The organism is Enterococcus sp. PF1-24, assembly GCF_029893325.1.
GTDB lineage: Bacteria > Bacillota > Bacilli > Lactobacillales > Enterococcaceae > HY326.
This window is the reverse complement of record NZ_JARXWL010000009.1, coordinates 1-18,853: the sequence shown is the minus strand read 5'-3', so window position 1 is coordinate 18,853 and position 18,853 is coordinate 1. Positions and strand designations below refer to the sequence as shown.

Below are 18,853 nucleotides of genomic sequence, written 5' to 3'. Positions count from 1 at the left end.
GTATATCATAAACTAAAAAAGCAGTCAGGGAACCACCCTGACTGCTACTCATTTCATTTGCTAAGCAATTCCAATCGTCACAATTCCGTGATAAATATTGCGATATTGCTTAGGTGTATATGAAGTTACTTGTTTAAACTTTTTGCTAAAATAATTAGGATCATTAAAACCAACTGTCGTGGCTATTTCCTGAACGCTAAGATCCGTTGTGGATAATTCTTTTTTGGCTACTTCTAAGCGATAAATTAGTAAATACTCAGAAAAAGTCATCCCTAAAATATCTTTAACTAAACGGCTTGTATAGTGTTTACTTAAATACAGATGTTCCGCCAAAGTAGATAAAGTTAATTGTTCATGATAATTTTCATGAATAAATCTTAGAATTTGATGCTGCAAATGTAAGGAAGGATTACTATTACCGCTCTTTTCTACATTTAACAAAGAAACTTGATTAATTGACTGAATTGCCCGATCTAAAGCATAAACAAAATCCTCTGTTATTGGTTTCGTCAGATAGTCAATAAAGCCATAACGCAAAGCCTTTTGAGCAACATCAAAATCTTTTGTTTTTGAAAGAATAATTGATTTTACATTAGGATTGGTGGTTAGCAGTTGCTGATGAATTTCAAAACAATTTTCCTGCAACTCATTACTAACAATCGCAATATCAACTTTCACCTTTTTCATTTCTTTATTTAACTCCGCAACACTTTTAACAGCTGGTAATAAAATGACATTAGCAAACTGAGCTCTAGTTATCATAATTAATTGATCAATTAATTTTTTATCACTATCGACAATCAATACATTACACATTATCTTGACCTCCTCAATAAGCTAACACTTTTTCGTATACTCTATTTTAGTGGTGATTATGTGAAAAGTCTATAACCATACGGCCATTAATTTTTCCAGATAACATTTCATCAAAAATTTCATTAATTTCTTCTAAGTCACGCATCACAACTTTTGGTACAACCTTACCTTCTGCTGCAAACTGGAATGCTTCCGCTAAGTCAGTCCGTGTGCCAACTAAAGAACCAATAATTTTAATACCATCTAAAACTAAACGTGGAATACTTAAATCCATACTTTCAGTTGGCAAACCAACCGCTACAATTGTTCCGCCAGCGCGAACGCAATCAACTGCTGAGTTAAAGGCAACTTTAGAGACAGCTGTTACGACTGCTGCATGAGCGCCACCAGTAAGTTCTTGAATTTTTGCAGCCGCATCTTCTTTAGCAGGATTAATTACTACATCCACACCAAAAGTTTTAGCAAATTCCAATTGTTTATCATTAATATCAATACCGATAACTTTGGCATTAAAAACATTTTTAGCATATTGAACAGCTAAGTTTCCTAAGCCACCTAAACCGTAAACGGCAATCCATTGTCCTGGTTTAATGCCAGAAACTTTAACAGCTTTATAAGTAGTTACCCCTGCACAAGTAATACTGCTGGCAACCGCTGGATCTAAACCTTCAGGAACTTTAACAGCATAATCAGCCACAACGATACATTCTTCAGCCATACCGCCATCAACTGTAAAACCAGCATTTTTAACAGAACGACATAGTGATTCCTGACCATTAATACAATAGTCACAACTCCCACAGCTTTCAAATAACCAAGCAACACTGATGCGATCACCAATTACTAAAGAAGTCACATCTTTTCCGATTTCTGTAACAATCCCCACGCCTTCATGACCCAATGTGATACCTGTTGCATCACCAAAATCGCCATCTTTAACGTGTAAATCTGTATGACAAACCCCACAGCATTCCATCTTTACTAATGCTTCATTTGGGTTTAAGGCTCTTAATTTTTTTTCTGTTACATCAACTACTTTATTTTTTGCTACAACTGCTGCTTTCATACTTCCACCTCTTCTAAAAATTAAGGAGCTCTCTAACATTGTGAAATAGTTAACTATTTATGACTTAGACAAACAGCTTACGAAAGCTCCTCATAAAAAGATAGCATATAAAGCGCTTACTCAATTAGGAATATATTGCTGAAAAACTAGAAATTTTTGCAGTAAATAAAAAGCAAAAAGGCGAGTTTGAATCTGATTTCAAAACCGCCTTTAAGTTGCTATTTTATTTTAATGAATGAACTGCACAGCCTATTCGCTCTTTATTTCTATTAAAGAAGTCTAAACCTTACTGTTTGCTGCTATCGGAAACAAGCATGATATTTAACTGCTTAACTTCGCATCTATAAAACCCTCTCTGAATAATAGGATCATTATTGGCTATCTCTTGTGCTTCTGCTAAATCTTTTGCTTCAAAAAGCAACATCGCACCATCAATATGCTCCGTCTCCATATTTCCAAGCAAACCAGCCATTAGATATCGCTCTTTGGCTATGCTCTGTAAATACGCCATGCAATCTTGACCATCTTGCTCTGTTTCTTGTTTATCCTCAATTTTATAATCAATTCTTATATAAAGTGTGCTACCTTCTTTTAATTTCATAGTCATTCTCCTTTAATTTTTTATTAGAGTAAATAGTTATTTTCTCTGCTTGCTACTTGTAATGCTTTTAATTTATAGGTTGCAAAACCTTCTGCTACAAGTGGTTCTAATTTACAAAGCTCATCAGCTTCTTCATAAGTTTTGGCTTTAAGAATAAACATCCCTGCAACACCTGGATAACCTTTAAATGCACCACCAAGTTCCAAATGACCATTGTCATCTAAACTTTTCAAATTTACAACATGTCGCTCAACCACTGCTTTAGTCATTTTATTATAAGTTTTACTTTTTTCAATTATCATAATGTACAACCATTTTTCCATGTTCAAATCTCCATTCTAAGCATTGAGTTTTTTATCAAGCGAAATCACTCATATATTTTAGCTATTTCTAAAGCTTTTTCTTTTAACATTGAACGAGCTATTTCTGGTTCAAGTATTTCAACATACTTTCCATAAGACAGTAGACGATTGAAAGTCCAATTACTTAATTCATATTGAAAAGTAACCAAGTAACATCCATCTTCACACACAGAAATTTCATTTTCTTTAAATTCATCAAATAATCTAACTGCAATTTCAGGAGAAAATTTCACCTTAAAGCTTAGTAAATCAACTGCTTCATTGCATTTAGATACTGAATAGTCTTTTGGCAAACTACGTACAAAGGTATCAGGCATAACTTGAATTTTTTTCATTCTAGATAAACGAAAAATTCTTATAGCTTGTTTTTCTTGGCAATATCCGACAATATACCAAGCGTGTGATTTAAATACTAACCGCAAGGGCTCTACTATTCGGTCGGCTTTTTGTAGTTCAGAGTTGTAGTAATAGAATGAAATAGTATGCTTATTGACAATAGCATATTGTAGATCAGAAAGCTTAACCTTTTGTTTTTCATCACTACCCCAAAAAGTAAAATCAATGTCCAACCATTGTGGCTCCATGATATTCCTAAAAATAGCACCAACTTTATTTAGCGCCATTTCTGCATTAGGATATTTAGTTGCCTGCAACATCTGTAATCCTTGATATATATGCAGTTGTTCTTCTTTGGAAAATAAGCCCTTATCAATCGTAAAACCCTCAACTAATGATATTCCTCCACCAGTACCTTTTGAAGAGATTATTGGTATCCCTGCAAGAGTTAAGGTATTTATATCCCGATAAATTGTCCTTGTAGAAACCTTGAAATAATCTGCCAATTCTTTTGCTGTAATATGTTCACACTTGATTATATGGAAAACCATTTGCACCAAACGTTCAATTTGCACTTTACTCCTCCTTTTCAACAAAACAATAACATATCTAATATGACAAGTAGCTGTCGCATTAGATATTTTTAGCAAAAAAACTCAGTCATTAATAAAAAAGCAAATAATTAGTTTTTTAAACTAACTATTTGCTCTAAAATCTTTATTTTCCAGCTAAAGCTTCTTTAACGACTTTAACATCATCAAAATCATATTTAATCGTGCCGATAATTTGATAAGTTTCATGACCTTTACCAGCAATTAAAATAATATCTTGTTCTTTCGCTTTGGCCAAAGCTTTGTAAATGGCCTTTTTACGATCAGCAACGACTTCGTAATTAATAGCTTCTAAGTCAGCCGTCATATCATCAAGAATTTTTTCCGGATCTTCAGTACGGGGGTTATCTGACGTAAAGACGACGTGATTGCTTAAACGTGTTGCCACTTCTGCCATAATTGGTCGTTTCAACTGATCACGATCACCACCACAACCAACTACAGTAATAATTTTTCTTTGCTTAATTTTTTTCAAGCTGTTTAACACATTTTCTAAGCCATCAGGCGTGTGAGCGTAATCGACTAAAATCGTTAAACCTTGGTTATTAGGAACTAATTCCATTCTTCCACGGACACTAGTAAAACTTGATAATGCTTCGACAATCGCTTCAGGGGCGATTCCTTTTACAAAAGTCGCACCAATGGCTGCTAAAATATTATAGACATTAAATCTACCTAATAAGGGTACTTTAACTTCATAAGTCTGATCACCTAAAAGCAACTCAAAATGAGTGCCATCTGATTGAAACTCGATATTTTTCGCTTGAATATCGCCTTCACCTTCACAACCATAAGTTAAAATTGTTGCACTAGTTAAAGGTAATAATTGTTTGCCATAAGCATCATCTACGTTTATAATCGCAAATTTTTCTTTTCCTGCATATGAGCTTCCTAATTGAGAAAATAGTAAGCTTTTCGCTAAGAAATAATTATCCATTGTTCCATGGAAATCTAAATGATCTTGCGATAAGTTGGTAAAAACAGCCACATCAAAATCAACGCCCCAAACGCGCCCTTCATATAAAGCATGAGAAGAAACTTCCATCACGCAATCAGTAACTTTTTCAGCCTGCATATCTGCAAATAAGCTTTGCAACGTAACGGCTTCTGGTGTGGTATTAACCGTTGGGAAAGTATTTTCACCAATACGATTATACAAAGTACCAATTAAACCAGTTTTATGCTGGGTAGCTCGTAAAATATGTTCAATAATATGCGTAACGGTTGTTTTACCATTCGTACCGGTTACTCCATATAAAGTCAATGCTTCACTTGGATGGTGATAAAAAGCATCCGCTAATTGTGGTAAAGCTTTATTCGTATCTTTTACATAGATGACTGGCACATCAATTTCAACTGGTCGATCAGCAACAATTGCAATCGCACCTTCAGCCACCGCTTGTTTTACAAAATTATGACCATCAACGGTATGACCTTTAATACAAACAAATAAAAAACCTTGCTTTACTTTGCGGGTATCTTGAGCTACTCCTTTAATGTTAATGGTATCTAAACTATCTTCTTCGATATTTTCTACTGAGCGTACTAATACTCGTGATAATAAATCTGCTAATCTCATCTACTCTCACCTTAATTCTATAAATTTGTGGTAATACTTACCCCTCATTATAGCGAACTCCGAAATAAATGACTACCATTTAACGAAAGGATTTCAAAATTTTTCGTTAATTTCATTTGATTATGAATTTCTTGGCATAAGGCGACTTGATATTCTTAAGAAATGTAAAAAAATATCGCAAAAAAACGAAAGGTGTAATCATTTTGTTTGACTTTTTTACAGAATTGTTACAAAATAGAGCAAGTAATATTTCTATTTGATTAAATTTGATTGAAAGTGGCGTAAGTATATGAAAAAAACGAAATACATCTATTTAATTGTAATTGTAATTGCCTTAGGATTAGTGGCCTTCACTTCCTTTGAATCCCTTGTCCAAGTATGCAAATTAAAAAATACAAATGCACAACTCAGCCAAACCTTAACTTCTTATGAAGAAAAGATCGCAAACCTTGAACGCAGTGCCAGTAATCATCAAGAACAAATCACTAGTAAAGATCAACAAATCAAAACCCTTGAGAAAAAACTTGATGATCTTTATACAGGCGGTTCAACTAATGGCAGCTCAACAACTCCTGGTGCTACAAATACGAATGAAACGACGGATAGTAGTACTGACGGCGATGCTGTTTATGATACCGTTAGCGAAGCTTATCCAACATTGTATAGCATCGCTAATAAAAATGGCATCAGCCTTGAAACCTTATTACAACTTAATGGCTTGTCTTCTGATTCATTAATTGTTATGGGGCAACAACTTCGCGTGAAATAGGCAAAAGAACGATTAAACACAACTTGTTGTTTAATCGTTCTTTTGCCTATTTCAACTATAGAGACTAACACGCTTCAATAAAATAGTTCTTCTTTACTATTATTCAAATTCAACTTGTTCCACTTGATAATTTTCGGCTTGTAATAAAGCGATTAAACCCTCTTCGCCATACAAATGACCGGCTCCGACTACAATAAAATATTGTTTTTCTTCAGGTAATAAAGTCTTTAATTGCTGCAACCAATCATGATTTCGACCAGCTAACATAATATCATTATCTTCCTCTTCTTCTAAGAAAAGTTCATCAAAGTTATCTGCAATTTTACCTTCACAGTAATATTGTAATAATTCTTGAAGCTCAGATTTAGCAGTTTTTAGATCAGGTAGTTCGCCAATCCAGTCATCGGCAGTTGTTAGATAATCATCATAATATTGATTAATGATGTCATATTGCTGTCCGATTGTTTCAAAACCAATATTTTCAATTCCATTTTTGGAAACCAACTTAGCAATTTGCATATCTACTCCGTTATTAACTTCTTGAATACCGGAATATTTACTTTGCAGCATCGTTGTTAAGCCAAAATAGTTCATCCCCTCAATATTATTCAAACTTAAATTATAAGAATCTAACTTTTCTGCCAAACGTTCTTTATCTTTTTTACTTAAATCAGTTAAAACATGCGGTTCTTTGACAATAGCCCGTTGTGATAAAGCCGCCGCTGTTGGCGTGTTCATTGATTCAAAATTTATTTCTGAAATAACCACATCGGAAGTCGTAACAGCTTCCGTTATTTCTGTTGGAAAAGGATACATTTCCTCTTCACCAACATGAATGGAACCTAAGAGATAGCTGTGATTGCCCGCCTCATCAGTAATTGTATAAAGTGGCCACTGAACCTCTTCAATAAGAAATTCTTCAGTAGAAGCCGTTGTTGATTCACTGCTACTGGTTTGTGTCGTTTGATTACAAGCAGTAAAACCTAAAGTTAGGCTTGCCAACATTAATAACTTTTGCCATTTTTTCATTTTATTTCCACCTTTAAGTTAAAATTTTCGCCATATAGTATTCATCAATAAATTCCTCACCCAGCAAAATTCCTTGCCGCTTAATGCCTTCAACCTCAAAACCAACTTTTTTATATAGATTGAAAGCTGCTTTATTAATAGTCATAACGGTTAAAGCTAAACGATGAATCCCTTGTTCTTTTGCCCAAATTTCCAGATTTCCAAATAATTGGTAGCCAATTCCTTGTCCACGAAAATCTGCCAAAATCCCCACAACGATTTCAGCAGTATGTTTCACTTTTGCTAAAGGTAAAACTTCTGCCTGAATATAACCAACTAAGCGACCATCCTCGGTTTTAGCTGCTAACAATAAACCATTTGCTTGAATATTTTCAATTTCTGCTGTCAACTGCTCTAAATCAAATTGCCGTTCATGTGGAGAAAACAACATATAGGTCGTTTCTAAATCTAATTGGGCCTTTAATTGATAAAAAGCTAGTGCTTCTTCTACTAAAACTTTTTCAAATTTCATCTGTTTTCCCTACCTTAACTCAATAAGGATATTGCCATTGATTTTCTGCAAAATCAGCAATCACTTGTAGAACAGCAGAATCATTATTATAACCAATCACTTGGTTGGCAATTTCTTTAATATCCGATTGGGCATTTGCCATCGCAAAGCCATGACCTACATATTGCAACATTTCTTTATCGTTGCCAGAATCACCAAAAGCAATCATTTCATCAGGTGCAATCCCAAATTTTTCACCAATAATCGCCAAACCATTTGCTTTATTGATACCAGGCATAATTAAGTCAATATCGGCACCGCCACACTGCACGGCAATTAATTGGCCATTAAGTTTTTCGTTTAACATTGCAACGATTTCTGGAACTCGCTCTTCATCTTTAGGGGCTGATAGCGATACTTTCAAATAAGTATCTTGTGGTAATTCTTCAAAATCAACGACTCTTTCCAATCTGACAAAATATTGATTGGCGTAGTTGTATAACTCATCAGAAGTCGTATCTGTATAGGCGGTTTTTTTCCCGCAAATAATTTTTTCTATAGTAGGTATTTCTTTTAATTTCTCTAAAACACTTTTAATCAGTTGAGAATCAATGTCTGCTGCAAATAATTCTTCTGCCTGATATTTAACAAAAGCACCATTTTCAGCCGCAAAAGTCATTTCTTGATGTTGTGGGAAAAAGCCCCGTAATTGATAATATTGATTGCCACTGGCTACAACAAATAATACGTCATCCGCTTTCATTTTCTCGTATAACTCATTAAATTTCTCTCGGTCATAAGTCATATCAGATTTTAAAAATGTACCATCCATATCCGTTGCGATTAATTTAATCATCCTTAAATCCCCCTATTAAAGTTATCTAGTTACCTTTAGTTTACCCTTGTCCTTTTAGAAAAACAATTTCTTTTAAAAATTTCTACTATTATAGTATAGAAAGAAACAAAAAAAGCTAGCCAGATTCTTTTACTGAAATGAGTAAAAGAATCTGGCTAGCATTAATAAACTGCTTAAAATTCACTTTCTTCAACAATCGGTGCTACTTCGTTTGCTGAATTTTTATTGGTTTCTTTTTCTTTTGTTAAACGAGCCAGATACTCTTTAGTTTCCTTAAAGACAACTGGACTCAAAGCAATTAAGGCAATTAAATTAGGGAAAGCCATTAAGCCGTTAAAAATATCTGCTAAAGTCCAAACTGCCGCAACAGTCATATAAGGGCCAATGAAAACTGCCGCAATATATAAAAAGCGGAAAATTTTATTGCCTCGCACACTACCATTAGTTAAATAACTTAAGCAACGTTCAGCGTAGTAATTCCACCCCATAATCGTTGTAAAAGCAAAGAAAGATAGACAAATCATTAATAAAAATGAACAAATTGTTTCAGAAAATGGTAAAGCTGCTGAAAAAGCATAAATGGTTACGGCAGCCCCCTCTAATCCAACATCCCAAGCCCCAGTTATAATAATCGCTAAACCAGTCATAGTACAAACAACAATCGTATCAATAAAAGTTCCCGTCATTGAAACTAACCCTTGTCGCGCTGGCTCTTTGGTTTTAGCAGCTGCTGCCGCAATCGGCGCACTACCTAAACCAGATTCATTAGAAAAAATTCCGCGGGCAATCCCTTTTTGCATGGCAACCATCATGGCGCCTAAAGCTCCACCAGAAACAGCTCGTAAACCAAAGGCACCTGCAAAAATTTCACGAAAAGCGCCAGGGATTTTATCAAGATTTAAAACAATCATAAATAGACATAAACTTACATAAAGAACAATCATCGCTGGTACAATAATTTCAGCTACTTGTGAAATTCTTTGAACGCCGCCTAATAAAACAGCTGCAACTGCGATAGTAACTATTAAACCGACAATAATCACCGCAATTGAATAATCATTACCAAACAAATGCACAGTGTTTTGTTTATTAGGGTCAAAAAAAGTTTGTGCTGCACTGGTAATCCCGTTAATTTGTGTAAAGGTCCCAATACCTAATAAACCAGCGCCTAAACCGAAGAAAGCAAATAATTTGGCTAACCACTTCCATTTCAAACCCATCCCGCGTTCAATATAATAAAAAGGTCCACCTAAAATTTTGCCATCATCATCGACCGTCCGAAATTTAACCGCTAATAATCCTTCTGCATATTTTGTCGCCATGCCTAACAAAGCAGCCAGTTCCATCCAAAATAACGCTCCTGGTCCACCAGCTACGATTGCAGTCGCAACCCCTACGATATTCCCGGTACCGATGGTTGCTGACAAGGCGGTACATAATGCACCAAAACTAGAAATATCTCCTTCGCCATCTTCTTCGCTAGAAAACATAAATTTTAAGGCTATTGGTAATTTTCTAATTTGGATACCTTTTAAACCTAATGTTAAAAAAATGCCTACTCCCATAATTAAAACAATCATCGGGAGCCCCCAAATATAGCCATTTAAGCTATTTAAAAACCCGTTCACACGAAACACTCCTTATTTTCACTTCATTTTTTAATAATCAGTTTAACATACTTCTGTCAAGAAAAGGAGAAAACTTCTTATTTTAGCTAAAGTTTTTTGATTATTATTCGTATTTTACTATGAATAAGGGGTTTAAAAAAGAAAAAAATGCCTATTATTTTCACAATAGACATCTTCCATTTATTTATCATTTTCTAATAAATCTTCTAAATCAACGACTTGACAATAATCTTGAATTTTACTAATCCCCATAACTTTACTGACATCAATCGTAAAAATAATGCCGTTACCAGGCTTAGAAATTTCAATGCCTTCACCAATCGAAGATAAAACTACATTTGTTAAGCTAGATGGTACTAAAACTAGCACCACATCTTTTTCTGGTTCAATCTCTAAACCTAAAAATTTTCCAGTATCGTGAATCCCAGCACCGCGACCATGGAGAATCGTTCCCCCAGTGGCACCAACTTCTTTTGCAAAGTGAATCACATCATGACCATTCCCACCATCGACAATGGTAACAATTAAATCTAAATTTAAAGCAACAGGACTTTTCATTCTACTTCCTCCTTAATTATAGCTAAACGATTTTTTTGATCTCGTTCTTCTTTCTTCTTATAAATATAGCCTAACGCTAACGTTGATAAAATCGGTGTTAAAGCAATCATCGCGACTACGCCAAAACCATCAGTCATGGGATCGCGGCCTTCAATTTGGCTGGCAATTGAAACACACATGGATAAAATAAAGGTTGAACACATAGGCCCAGTGGCTACGCCCCCATTATCAAAAGCCATCGCCAAGAACATTTTATCAACTTTTCGCCCTAAGATAAAGACCAACAAGTAACCGGGAATCAAAAAGTAATATAATGAAAAACCAGCTAGCAAGCGCCACATAGATAAGCCAACTGCTAAACCAATCCCCACAGAAATAACCGCCAATAGCACTTTCGAACGAACTCGACCTTCACTGACTTCTTCAACTTGCTTCACCATTACATGAATCGCCGGTTCCGCAAAACCAACCAAAAAGCCCATCACAAAACCTAAAGGAATTAAAATTTGATTATTTTCTAGCGCCGCAATCGTTGACCCTAAATGTTGGCCAACTGGCACGTAGGCGATATTGACACCGTGCAAAAATAGCACCAATCCGATAAAAGTAATTAAAAAACCGCGCATAATATTCCAAAAACGTCGTTTGCGTAATTTGAAACTGGTGATATTTAATAAAACAAAAATCACAACAATCGGTGCCATAGCCAAAAATACTTCTTGAATCACCGTTGTAAAGCCACTAAAAATTTGTTGGAAAAAAGTCATCTAAAAATCACCCCCAAAAGCATTACTGCTAAAACGGGCCCTAAAGAAGCTACTCCCACCATACCAAAACTATCATTTTCATTTTTTTGCTGACGAACCATACTAGTTAATCCGCTAGCTAAAGCTAAAATAAATGGCACAGTTACCGGTCCCGTCGTTACGCCACCAGCATCAAACGCAATCGGCATAAATTGCGGATTGGTAAAAAATGAAGCGATTAAAATAGCTAAATAACCAATCAACATCATCTTGTAATAAGATAGCTTAAAAACGGTACGCAATAACGCCAACGCTAAGAAAATCCCCGTTCCTACACTAACAATTGCGATTAGTAAAACCTTGGTGATTTCACCATCAGAAATATCATTCACTTGCTGCGCTAAAACTTGTACAGACGGCTCTGCAATTGTAATTACCACTCCAATCGAAAAACCTAAACCAATAATTAGCGGCAAGCTACGGCGTTTAATCATATATTTCCCGACCAAATCGCCAACTTCCATCATGGAATAATCAGCGCCAAATAAAAATAGCGTCATTCCAATCATCATAACGCCAGCCCCTACCAGAAAAGTAAATAAATCTTCCCAAGCTAAAGGTGCTAACCAAAAAGTTAAAATAACAATTAAGACTGTCATAGGCAAAATAGAAACTACCACTTCTTGAAAATTTTTCTTCATATATTTCGCCTCCTACTTCTCAGCTTACCTTATATTTTTAGTATTTGCTAGTTAGATGGCAAAAAAATAATCGAAAACAAAAAAGCAACCTAGCCCGTCATTTCAATAAATGTGGGTAATAGCTTGCTTTTTTATTAGATAGATAACCTATTTATTTAGTAAAGGATTTAGCTAGATAATCGCCTAACCATTGAATCAATTGTACAACTACGATTAAGATTAAAACAACAACAATTAAAACACCAGTTTCATAGCGATTATAGCCAAATTGAATCGCTAAATCACCAATGCCGCCAGCCCCAATCGTGCCTACCATCGCTGAATAACCTAATAAACTAATGATAGTTAAAACAACACCTCTAATTAAAGTAGGTAAACTTTCTGGCAAAATAACTTCGCGAATAATTAAAGAAGTTTTGGCTCCCGTAGCGACAGCGGCTTCAATCACACCAGTTTTTATTTCCGAAAAAGCTCCTTCGGCAATTCTTGCATAAAAAGGAATTGCCGCAATTGATAAAGCAATGGCACCTCCCGTTGCGGTATAAGGATCTTGAATCAACCAAGTGATTGGCGCTAACAATACCACTAGCAAAATTAAAAATGGCAAGGAACGAATGGCATTGACTAAAAAACTTGCAATCCGATTGATATAAGGATGGGGAGCAAACAACTCCTGACTAGTTAAATATAAAAGTAAGCCAAGTAAGGTGCCACAGACAACGCCGATAATCGTTGCTATCCCAACCATATAAGCGGTATCCAGCAACGCTTGTGGTAAATAATTTTGTAAAATTTCAATTGTATCTGTCATTATTTTTCCACCTCATCTCTTAAATCACGAATAGCATAGACATTTTCTTTTAAATAGCTAACTGCTTGCTGAATCTGCTGCGCTTCACCAGTAATTTGCACAAAAAGAATCCCAATCACGGCCTCTTGGATATATTCTATTTTGCCATGAATGATACCAATTAGCACATTGAAATCTTTCGAAACTTGCGAAATCAAAGGATCTAACGTGTGAGCACCTTGATAACGCAGCTCCAATAAAACGCCTCCTGTTAAAGCGCTTTGTAAAGCCTGCGGAATCGTTAGATCAAAGAAACGGCCTACTAATTTTTGTGTGGTGGCAGCTTGTGGTTGCGCAAAAATTTCAAAGGTAGTCGCTTCTTCGATAATTTTTCCTTGTTCCATTACGGCTACTCGTTTAAATAAGCGTTTAGCCACATCTAATTCATGAGTAATAAAAATAATCGTTAAGCCTAATTCTCGATTGATTTTTTCTAAAATTTTCAATATTTCTTCGGTGGTTTCTACGTCTAAAGCGCTGGTCGCTTCGTCGCACAATAAAACTTCGGGATTGTTAGCTAAAGCCCGTGCGATACCGACTCGCTGTTTTTGTCCACCAGAAAGTTGATTGGGGTAAACATCTTTTTTATCAAGTAAATCAACTAATGATAATAATTCAGCTACTCGATCTGCTCTTTTTTCTTTAGGATAGTCGCCAGCTTTTAGTGAAAATTCAATATTCTCAGCAATTGTGCGATTTTCAATTAAATTGAAATGTTGAAAAATCATGCCAATTTTTTGACGAACTTGACGTAGCTCTTGACCTTTTAAATGGGAAATTTCTTGACCATCAATCCAGATTTCACCAGTTGTTGGTCGTTGTAATAAATTCAAAGTGCGAATTAAAGTACTTTTACCGGCACCGCTTAAACCAACAATGCCATAAATCTCGCCGGCTTCCACTTGAAAAGAAACATTGTCAACAGCGGTAATTTTATTTTGAAAGACGACGGAAAGTCCTTTTACTTCAATATGACTCACTGGTTTACGCTCCCTTTTCCATTATTTGTTAGCCCAATCACTTGGCTGACTGAAATCTTTAAATTCTGATTCAGCAATCGCTGACTGAAATTCTTGGCTCGCCAGAACTTTTGCAACAGCTGTAGCAAAGTCCTCATCTTTTTTCTCGGTAGCTACGACAAAAACATTTTTGTAAGCTTCTGCTAAATCTTCCAAAGCTAGCGCATCAGCGGGATCTAACTCAGCTGCCCAAGAATAATTTCCTGGAATCACTGCAACCACAACTGTATCTTGTGCTCTAACTAATTGCGCCGCCTCTAAAGTTTTAAACTCTAAATTTTTAGGATTAGCGACAATATCATCGGTAGTTGCTTTAGCGACGTTGATTTCTGGTTTCAATTCGACTAAATCATTAGCGGCTAGTAGCTGTAAAGCTCGGGCTAAATTAACTGCATCATTAGGAATCGCAATTTGAGCACCCTCTTCAATTTCTGCTAAGTCACTAATTTTCTTAGAATAAAGCCCCATGCCTAAAGTTGGCACTTGATCTAAAGCTGTTAACTCCAACAGATTATCACTGGCAAACTGCTCTAAATAAGTGCCATGTTGAAAAACATTGCCATCAATTTGATGATTTGCTAAAGCTTTATTAGGTTGTACATAATCGTTAAAAACTTTGGTTGTTAGTTGATAGCCTTCATCTGCTAATAAAGGTGAAATAATTTCAGTCACCATATCTCCGTAAGGACCAGCAGCGACACCAATTACTTTCGTTTCTAATTCTCCGCTGGTGCTGTCAGTGGCCTTTTCTTTACTACCACAAGCGGTTAACAAAGCGATTGTCCCTAAAGTTAATATTAAAATTTTGATTTTCTTCCATGATTTCATTGAATGATTCCCCCTAATTTTTCTGAAAATTTGTGATGGTAGCCAGATTGACGATTTTCTTTAAAACTTAACTTGGTGCGCGCATTTAGCCAAATTAATTTTTAAAGAAACGACAAAAAACCCTCATCCTTAAAAAGGACGAGAGCTAAGCTTCGTGTTACCACCTTCAATTTGCCTACTTCTCACGAAATAGACCTCTACCAGTACGGACTTGATTGTTAAATCGATACTGTGACGCTATAACGGGCGTTCCCGTTGTTTGCTTATATAAAAAATTATACTCACAAACACTCGCTCAAAGACCATTTTCCAAATTGCTTTCTTTACCTCATCTCACCAACAGAGGCTCTCTTTGAAATGCCACAACTTGTACTTTTCTTTTCAAAGCATTTTTTGTTATTGACGATATCATATCGAATGCAAAACAACTTGTCAACATTTTTAATCAAAATTTTTTTATCTTTTGATTTGAAACTGATATTCTTTTTGCAAATTTTCAAATGCCGTTAAAACAATTTCAGGGATTTCTACCGCAACAATATAGTCTTTGCCATTAGGTCCGTAGCCGTTTGCATCATTTTGCAAACGAGGAATTTCCCCTAATGATAAATTTATGAAATAGTCACTATCCCAAGCATCATTAAAAATTTGGTTTTCAAAAATAAATTGCTCCGACACAGCTTTTAATTTTGGAATCACTGGTACACAATTGGTAAAATTAGTTGGCTGATTTTGCCAATCTTTGGCAAAAGTAGCTTGTAAGCGTCGTTGTAAAAGGGGGTCTTGTAATAGTAGCACTTGCTGTGGAATAAATTTTTCAGCTTGTAAAATCTCTAAAGAAAACAAGGCATTCTCGCCAGAATTAGTGGAAGTTTTTTCCAGTAAAAGTGCTTCTTCAGGAATTTCAGCAGCTTCCATTAAATAACACGCATTAACTTCTGCTTCACTCATATTTTCTTGAAAATCAAAGCCTAATTTTTGAAAATTACTTTTTAATTTTGAAGTTGCGTGACCAATGCCACCGGTTAGTAAAATTTTGTTCACTACGCCTTGATGATATAAATCAGCACAAGCTTGCGTTAAATAAGGTAAACTATTGCCAGCTAAAATAGCTAAGTCATATTTTGGTAAAGTTAATTCTTCTTTAGCCGCTAAAAAGTTTAATAACTGATTCCACTCAGCAATCATTTGCATACACTACCTTTCCCTCTAAAACAAGCTTGCCACGACAGGCACCGCAAACATATTTTTTTAGATTGATTCTGCGTTTACGATAAATTTTCTTTTGACATTTTTCACAGCGATAACACCAATAATTTTCAGCCTCTTGTAAATTCTTAACATAACGACTGCCACCAGTTTGCTTCAATAAATTTTTGAAATCAGCATCCCGATGTTTATAGCCTCTGCCAGTTAAGTGCAAATGATAGTGACACAGCTCATGTTTAATAACACCGATTAAAGCTTCTTCCCCAAGTTTCTCTAAAACTAGCGGATTGAAATCAAGATGATGGTCATTTAAATGATACCGGCCACCAGTTGTTTTTAAGCGGGCATTAAAATAAGTTTCATGCAAAAAAGGCCGGTGAAAGAAATCTAAAGAGATTTCTTTCACCAAGACTTCAAGTTCTTGATTAGTCATCATTATTCTTGCGGTGCCTTCATGGTTAAGCTAATGCGGCCTTTATTGACATCAACTTGTTCCACCCAAACCGTCACCACATCACCTACCGCAACTACATCAGTTGGATGTTTTACGAAACGATTGCTTAATTTAGAAATGTGAACTAAACCATCTTGCTTGACGCCGATATCTACAAAAGCACCGAAATCAATTACATTACGAACCGTGCCTTTCATTTCCATACCAGGACGTAAATCTTCCATGGAAAGCACATCTTTTCTTAAAAGTGGCGCTGGTGCTTCTTCACGAATATCCCGACCTGGTTGAATTAAGCTGGCAACCATATCATGTAGCGTTTCTACGCCGACTGCCAAAGTTTCTGCGGTTTGTTGATTATCAAAAGATTTCAATTTTTGGCTAGCTTCAGTGGTGCCTAAATCAGCTAAAGTTACTCCGACTAAAGCGATTAAGGCTTGGGCATTTTCATAACTTTCTGGATGGATACCTGTGTTATCTAAAATATTTTTACCGTTAGGAATCCGTAAGAAACCAATCGCTTGTTCATAGGCTTTTGGCCCTAAGCGGGGCACTTTTTTCAATTGTGGACGTGCTGTAAATTCGCCGTTTTCTTCCCGATATTTAAAAATATTTTGGGCAGTTGTTTTATTTAAACCAGAAACATATTGTAATAATTGGGCGCTGGCGGTGTTTAAATCCACACCTACTTGGTTAACTGCCGTTTCCACGACAAAATCCAATTGTTCCGCTAAACGTTTTTGTGAAACATCATGTTGATATTGTCCCACGCCAACAGCTTTCGGGTCAATTTTAACTAACTCAGCTAACGGGTCTTGCAAGCGACGAGCGATACTAACCGCGCTACGCTCTTCTACTTGTAAATCAGGAAACTCAGCTCGCGCTGCATCGCTAGCGGAATAAACCGAAGCTCCGGCTTCATTAACAATTACGTAAAAAACTTCTCTTTTCACGTTTTTTAATTGTTCAGCCACAAATTGTTCTGATTCACGGCTGGCAGTACCATTCCCAATCGCTACTACATCCACTTGATAGTCTTCAATCAGTTTTCTAAATGCTGGCGCAGCAGCTGCTCTTTTAGCTTCAGCGGCTGGTTTATGGGGGTAAATCATTTGAATCGCTAAAACTTTCCCCGTAGCATCAACAATCGCTAACTTACAACCTGTCCGATAAGCAGGGTCAAAACCTAAAACGACTTTGCCTTTTAATTGTGGTTGTAATAATAAATTCCGTAAATTCTCACCAAAAATCACTATCGCTTGTTCATCAGCTTTTTCTGTTAATTCATTGCGGATTTCTCTTTCAATCGCTGGACCAATAAAACGTTTATAACTATCTTGATACGCCGCTTCAATATATGGCACAGTTGGCGATTGGCTTTCTTTAACTAATTGGCGGTTAAAATATTCCATAATCCGCTCTTCATCTGTAGCTAAACTAACTTTTAATATCTCTTCTTTTTCCCCACGATTGGTTGCTAAAATACGGTGAGAAACCATTTTATGAATTGGTTCTGAAAAAGCATAGTACATTTCATAAACACCTTTTTCATCTTTTTCTTCAGCTTTTACTTGGCTAACATAATCGCCTTTATTATAAGTAAAAGAACGAATCCATGTCCGGAACTTCGCATTATCCCCGATTTGTTCAGCTAAAATTTCATGAGCGCCGGCTAAAACATCTTCCACTGTCAAAACTTCTTTTTCTTCATTTAAAAAGGCTTGCGCTTTTTCAGTAATTTCCGCCGTTTTCGGTTGACTCATTAACCAATCAGCAAAAGGTTCTAGCCCTTTTTCTTTGGCAATCGTCGCTTTTGTCCGTCTTTTTTGTTTAAAAGGACGGTATAAATCTTCCACTTGCTGCATTTTAGTGGCTTGTAAAATTTCTGCCTGTAATTCAGGGGTTAACTTCCCTTGTTCTTCAATTAAACGAACAACTTCTTCTTTGCGTTTTTCTAAATTGGTTAAATAATTGAAGCGCTCTTCAATCAAGCGAATTTGTACTTCATCTAAGCTGCCTGTCATCTCTTTACGATAACGAGCGATAAATGGCACAGTATTTCCTTCGGCTAATAAATTTAATACGGCTTTTATTTGAGTCGTTTTAAAATCTTTTAATTCTAAAACAACTAATTTTAAAATCTCTTGGTTAATTGAATCTGACATGTTTTTCCCCTTATATCTATATTTTCATTGTAATCTTAACAAGTTTAGCACACTTTTATAAAAATCATCACCACCCTTCAAAAGGGTTGTTTGCTCTGGGGCTATAAGCCCCTAAAACCGGCCAGCGCCTAAAGACGCTGGCTTTTCACATTTCATGTTCAAGCCATAGTGCCTTTGCCTCTT

20 protein-coding genes and 1 other annotated feature are annotated in these 18,853 nt (G+C 35.8%); of the genes, 1 reads left to right on the top strand and 19 read right to left on the bottom strand.

The window, feature by feature from the left end; all coding sequences use genetic code 11:
- Positions 1 to 60: 60 nt before the first annotated feature.
- From M2139_RS05645 to M2139_RS05620, 6 genes are all read right to left on the bottom strand, one after another.
- Positions 61 to 816 (bottom strand): helix-turn-helix domain-containing protein, encoded by a 756-nt coding sequence (locus M2139_RS05645; RefSeq protein ID WP_280737847.1) that lies wholly within the window; start codon positions 814 to 816, stop codon positions 61 to 63.
- Between the two features lie 46 nt (positions 817 to 862).
- The gene (gene adhP / locus M2139_RS05640) at positions 863 to 1,882 is read right to left on the bottom strand and encodes an alcohol dehydrogenase AdhP (protein WP_280737846.1); all 1,020 of its coding nucleotides are present in this window, start codon (positions 1,880 to 1,882) and stop codon (positions 863 to 865) included.
- A 286-nt stretch (positions 1,883 to 2,168) separates the two neighbouring features.
- Positions 2,169 to 2,483: a YciI family protein gene (locus tag M2139_RS05635; RefSeq protein ID WP_280737845.1), complete on the bottom strand. Its 315-nt coding sequence runs from the start codon at positions 2,481 to 2,483 to the stop codon at positions 2,169 to 2,171.
- A 23-nt stretch (positions 2,484 to 2,506) separates the two neighbouring features.
- Complete coding sequence (locus M2139_RS05630) at positions 2,507 to 2,806, bottom strand: hypothetical protein (protein WP_280737843.1); 300 nt, start codon at positions 2,804 to 2,806, stop codon at positions 2,507 to 2,509.
- A gap of 44 nt (positions 2,807 to 2,850) precedes the next feature.
- A complete protein-coding gene (locus M2139_RS05625; RefSeq protein ID WP_280737842.1) occupies positions 2,851 to 3,756 on the bottom strand; it encodes a YafY family protein in 906 nt (301 codons plus the stop codon).
- 142 nt (positions 3,757 to 3,898) lie between these two features.
- Positions 3,899 to 5,371 carry a UDP-N-acetylmuramoyl-L-alanyl-D-glutamate--2,6-diaminopimelate ligase gene (locus M2139_RS05620; protein WP_280737841.1) on the bottom strand — a complete coding sequence of 491 codons (1,473 nt, stop codon included), beginning with the start codon at positions 5,369 to 5,371 and terminating at the stop codon, positions 3,899 to 3,901.
- Between the two features lie 289 nt (positions 5,372 to 5,660).
- On the opposite strand from M2139_RS05620, the gene M2139_RS05615 reads away from it, so the two are divergent.
- Positions 5,661 to 6,140, top strand: a complete 480-nt coding sequence (locus M2139_RS05615) for a LysM peptidoglycan-binding domain-containing protein (protein ID WP_280737840.1) — start codon at positions 5,661 to 5,663, stop codon at positions 6,138 to 6,140.
- A gap of 99 nt (positions 6,141 to 6,239) precedes the next feature.
- On the opposite strand, the gene M2139_RS05610 is transcribed toward M2139_RS05615, so the two are convergent.
- From M2139_RS05610 to M2139_RS05550, 13 genes are all read right to left on the bottom strand, one after another.
- A complete protein-coding gene (locus M2139_RS05610) occupies positions 6,240 to 7,169 on the bottom strand; it encodes a TraB/GumN family protein (RefSeq protein WP_280737839.1) in 930 nt (309 codons plus the stop codon).
- A gap of 13 nt (positions 7,170 to 7,182) precedes the next feature.
- Positions 7,183 to 7,680, bottom strand: a complete 498-nt coding sequence (locus M2139_RS05605) for a GNAT family N-acetyltransferase (protein WP_280737838.1) — start codon at positions 7,678 to 7,680, stop codon at positions 7,183 to 7,185.
- Between the two features lie 19 nt (positions 7,681 to 7,699).
- Positions 7,700 to 8,515: a Cof-type HAD-IIB family hydrolase gene (locus tag M2139_RS05600; protein ID WP_280737837.1), complete on the bottom strand. Its 816-nt coding sequence runs from the start codon at positions 8,513 to 8,515 to the stop codon at positions 7,700 to 7,702.
- Positions 8,516 to 8,688: 173 nt separating this feature from the next.
- Entirely contained in the window at positions 8,689 to 10,143 is a 1,455-nt protein-coding gene (locus tag M2139_RS05595; protein ID WP_280737836.1) for a sodium:alanine symporter family protein, read from the bottom strand.
- Positions 10,144 to 10,323: 180 nt separating this feature from the next.
- Entirely contained in the window at positions 10,324 to 10,701 is a 378-nt protein-coding gene (locus tag M2139_RS05590) for a P-II family nitrogen regulator (protein ID WP_280737835.1), read from the bottom strand.
- Positions 10,698 to 11,468, bottom strand: a complete 771-nt coding sequence (locus tag M2139_RS05585) for a DUF1538 domain-containing protein (RefSeq protein WP_280737834.1) — start codon at positions 11,466 to 11,468, stop codon at positions 10,698 to 10,700. Before M2139_RS05585 ends, M2139_RS05590 begins: the two co-directional genes overlap by 4 nt.
- A complete protein-coding gene (locus tag M2139_RS05580) occupies positions 11,465 to 12,148 on the bottom strand; it encodes a DUF1538 domain-containing protein (RefSeq protein ID WP_280737833.1) in 684 nt (227 codons plus the stop codon). Before M2139_RS05580 ends, M2139_RS05585 begins: the two co-directional genes overlap by 4 nt.
- 151 nt (positions 12,149 to 12,299) lie before the next feature.
- Positions 12,300 to 12,959 (bottom strand): methionine ABC transporter permease, encoded by a 660-nt coding sequence (locus M2139_RS05575; protein ID WP_280737832.1) that lies wholly within the window; start codon positions 12,957 to 12,959, stop codon positions 12,300 to 12,302.
- On the bottom strand, positions 12,959 to 13,978 hold the full coding sequence (locus tag M2139_RS05570) for an ATP-binding cassette domain-containing protein (protein ID WP_280737831.1): 1,020 nt from the start codon (positions 13,976 to 13,978) through the stop codon (positions 12,959 to 12,961). The genes M2139_RS05575 and M2139_RS05570 overlap by 1 nt, the downstream gene beginning before the upstream one ends.
- A 21-nt stretch (positions 13,979 to 13,999) precedes the next feature.
- Positions 14,000 to 14,845: a MetQ/NlpA family ABC transporter substrate-binding protein gene (locus M2139_RS05565; RefSeq protein ID WP_280737830.1), complete on the bottom strand. Its 846-nt coding sequence runs from the start codon at positions 14,843 to 14,845 to the stop codon at positions 14,000 to 14,002.
- Between the two features lie 131 nt (positions 14,846 to 14,976).
- Positions 14,977 to 15,239 (bottom strand) — a binding site (T-box leader).
- A gap of 62 nt (positions 15,240 to 15,301) precedes the next feature.
- Positions 15,302 to 16,039 (bottom strand): YdcF family protein, encoded by a 738-nt coding sequence (locus M2139_RS05560; RefSeq protein WP_280737829.1) that lies wholly within the window; start codon positions 16,037 to 16,039, stop codon positions 15,302 to 15,304.
- Positions 16,023 to 16,487, bottom strand: a complete 465-nt coding sequence (locus M2139_RS05555; RefSeq protein WP_280737927.1) for a SprT family protein — start codon at positions 16,485 to 16,487, stop codon at positions 16,023 to 16,025. Before M2139_RS05555 ends, M2139_RS05560 begins: the two co-directional genes overlap by 17 nt.
- A gap of 2 nt (positions 16,488 to 16,489) precedes the next feature.
- On the bottom strand, positions 16,490 to 18,670 hold the full coding sequence (locus tag M2139_RS05550; RefSeq protein WP_280737828.1) for a Tex family protein: 2,181 nt from the start codon (positions 18,668 to 18,670) through the stop codon (positions 16,490 to 16,492).
- Between the last annotated feature and the right edge of the window lie 183 nt (positions 18,671 to 18,853).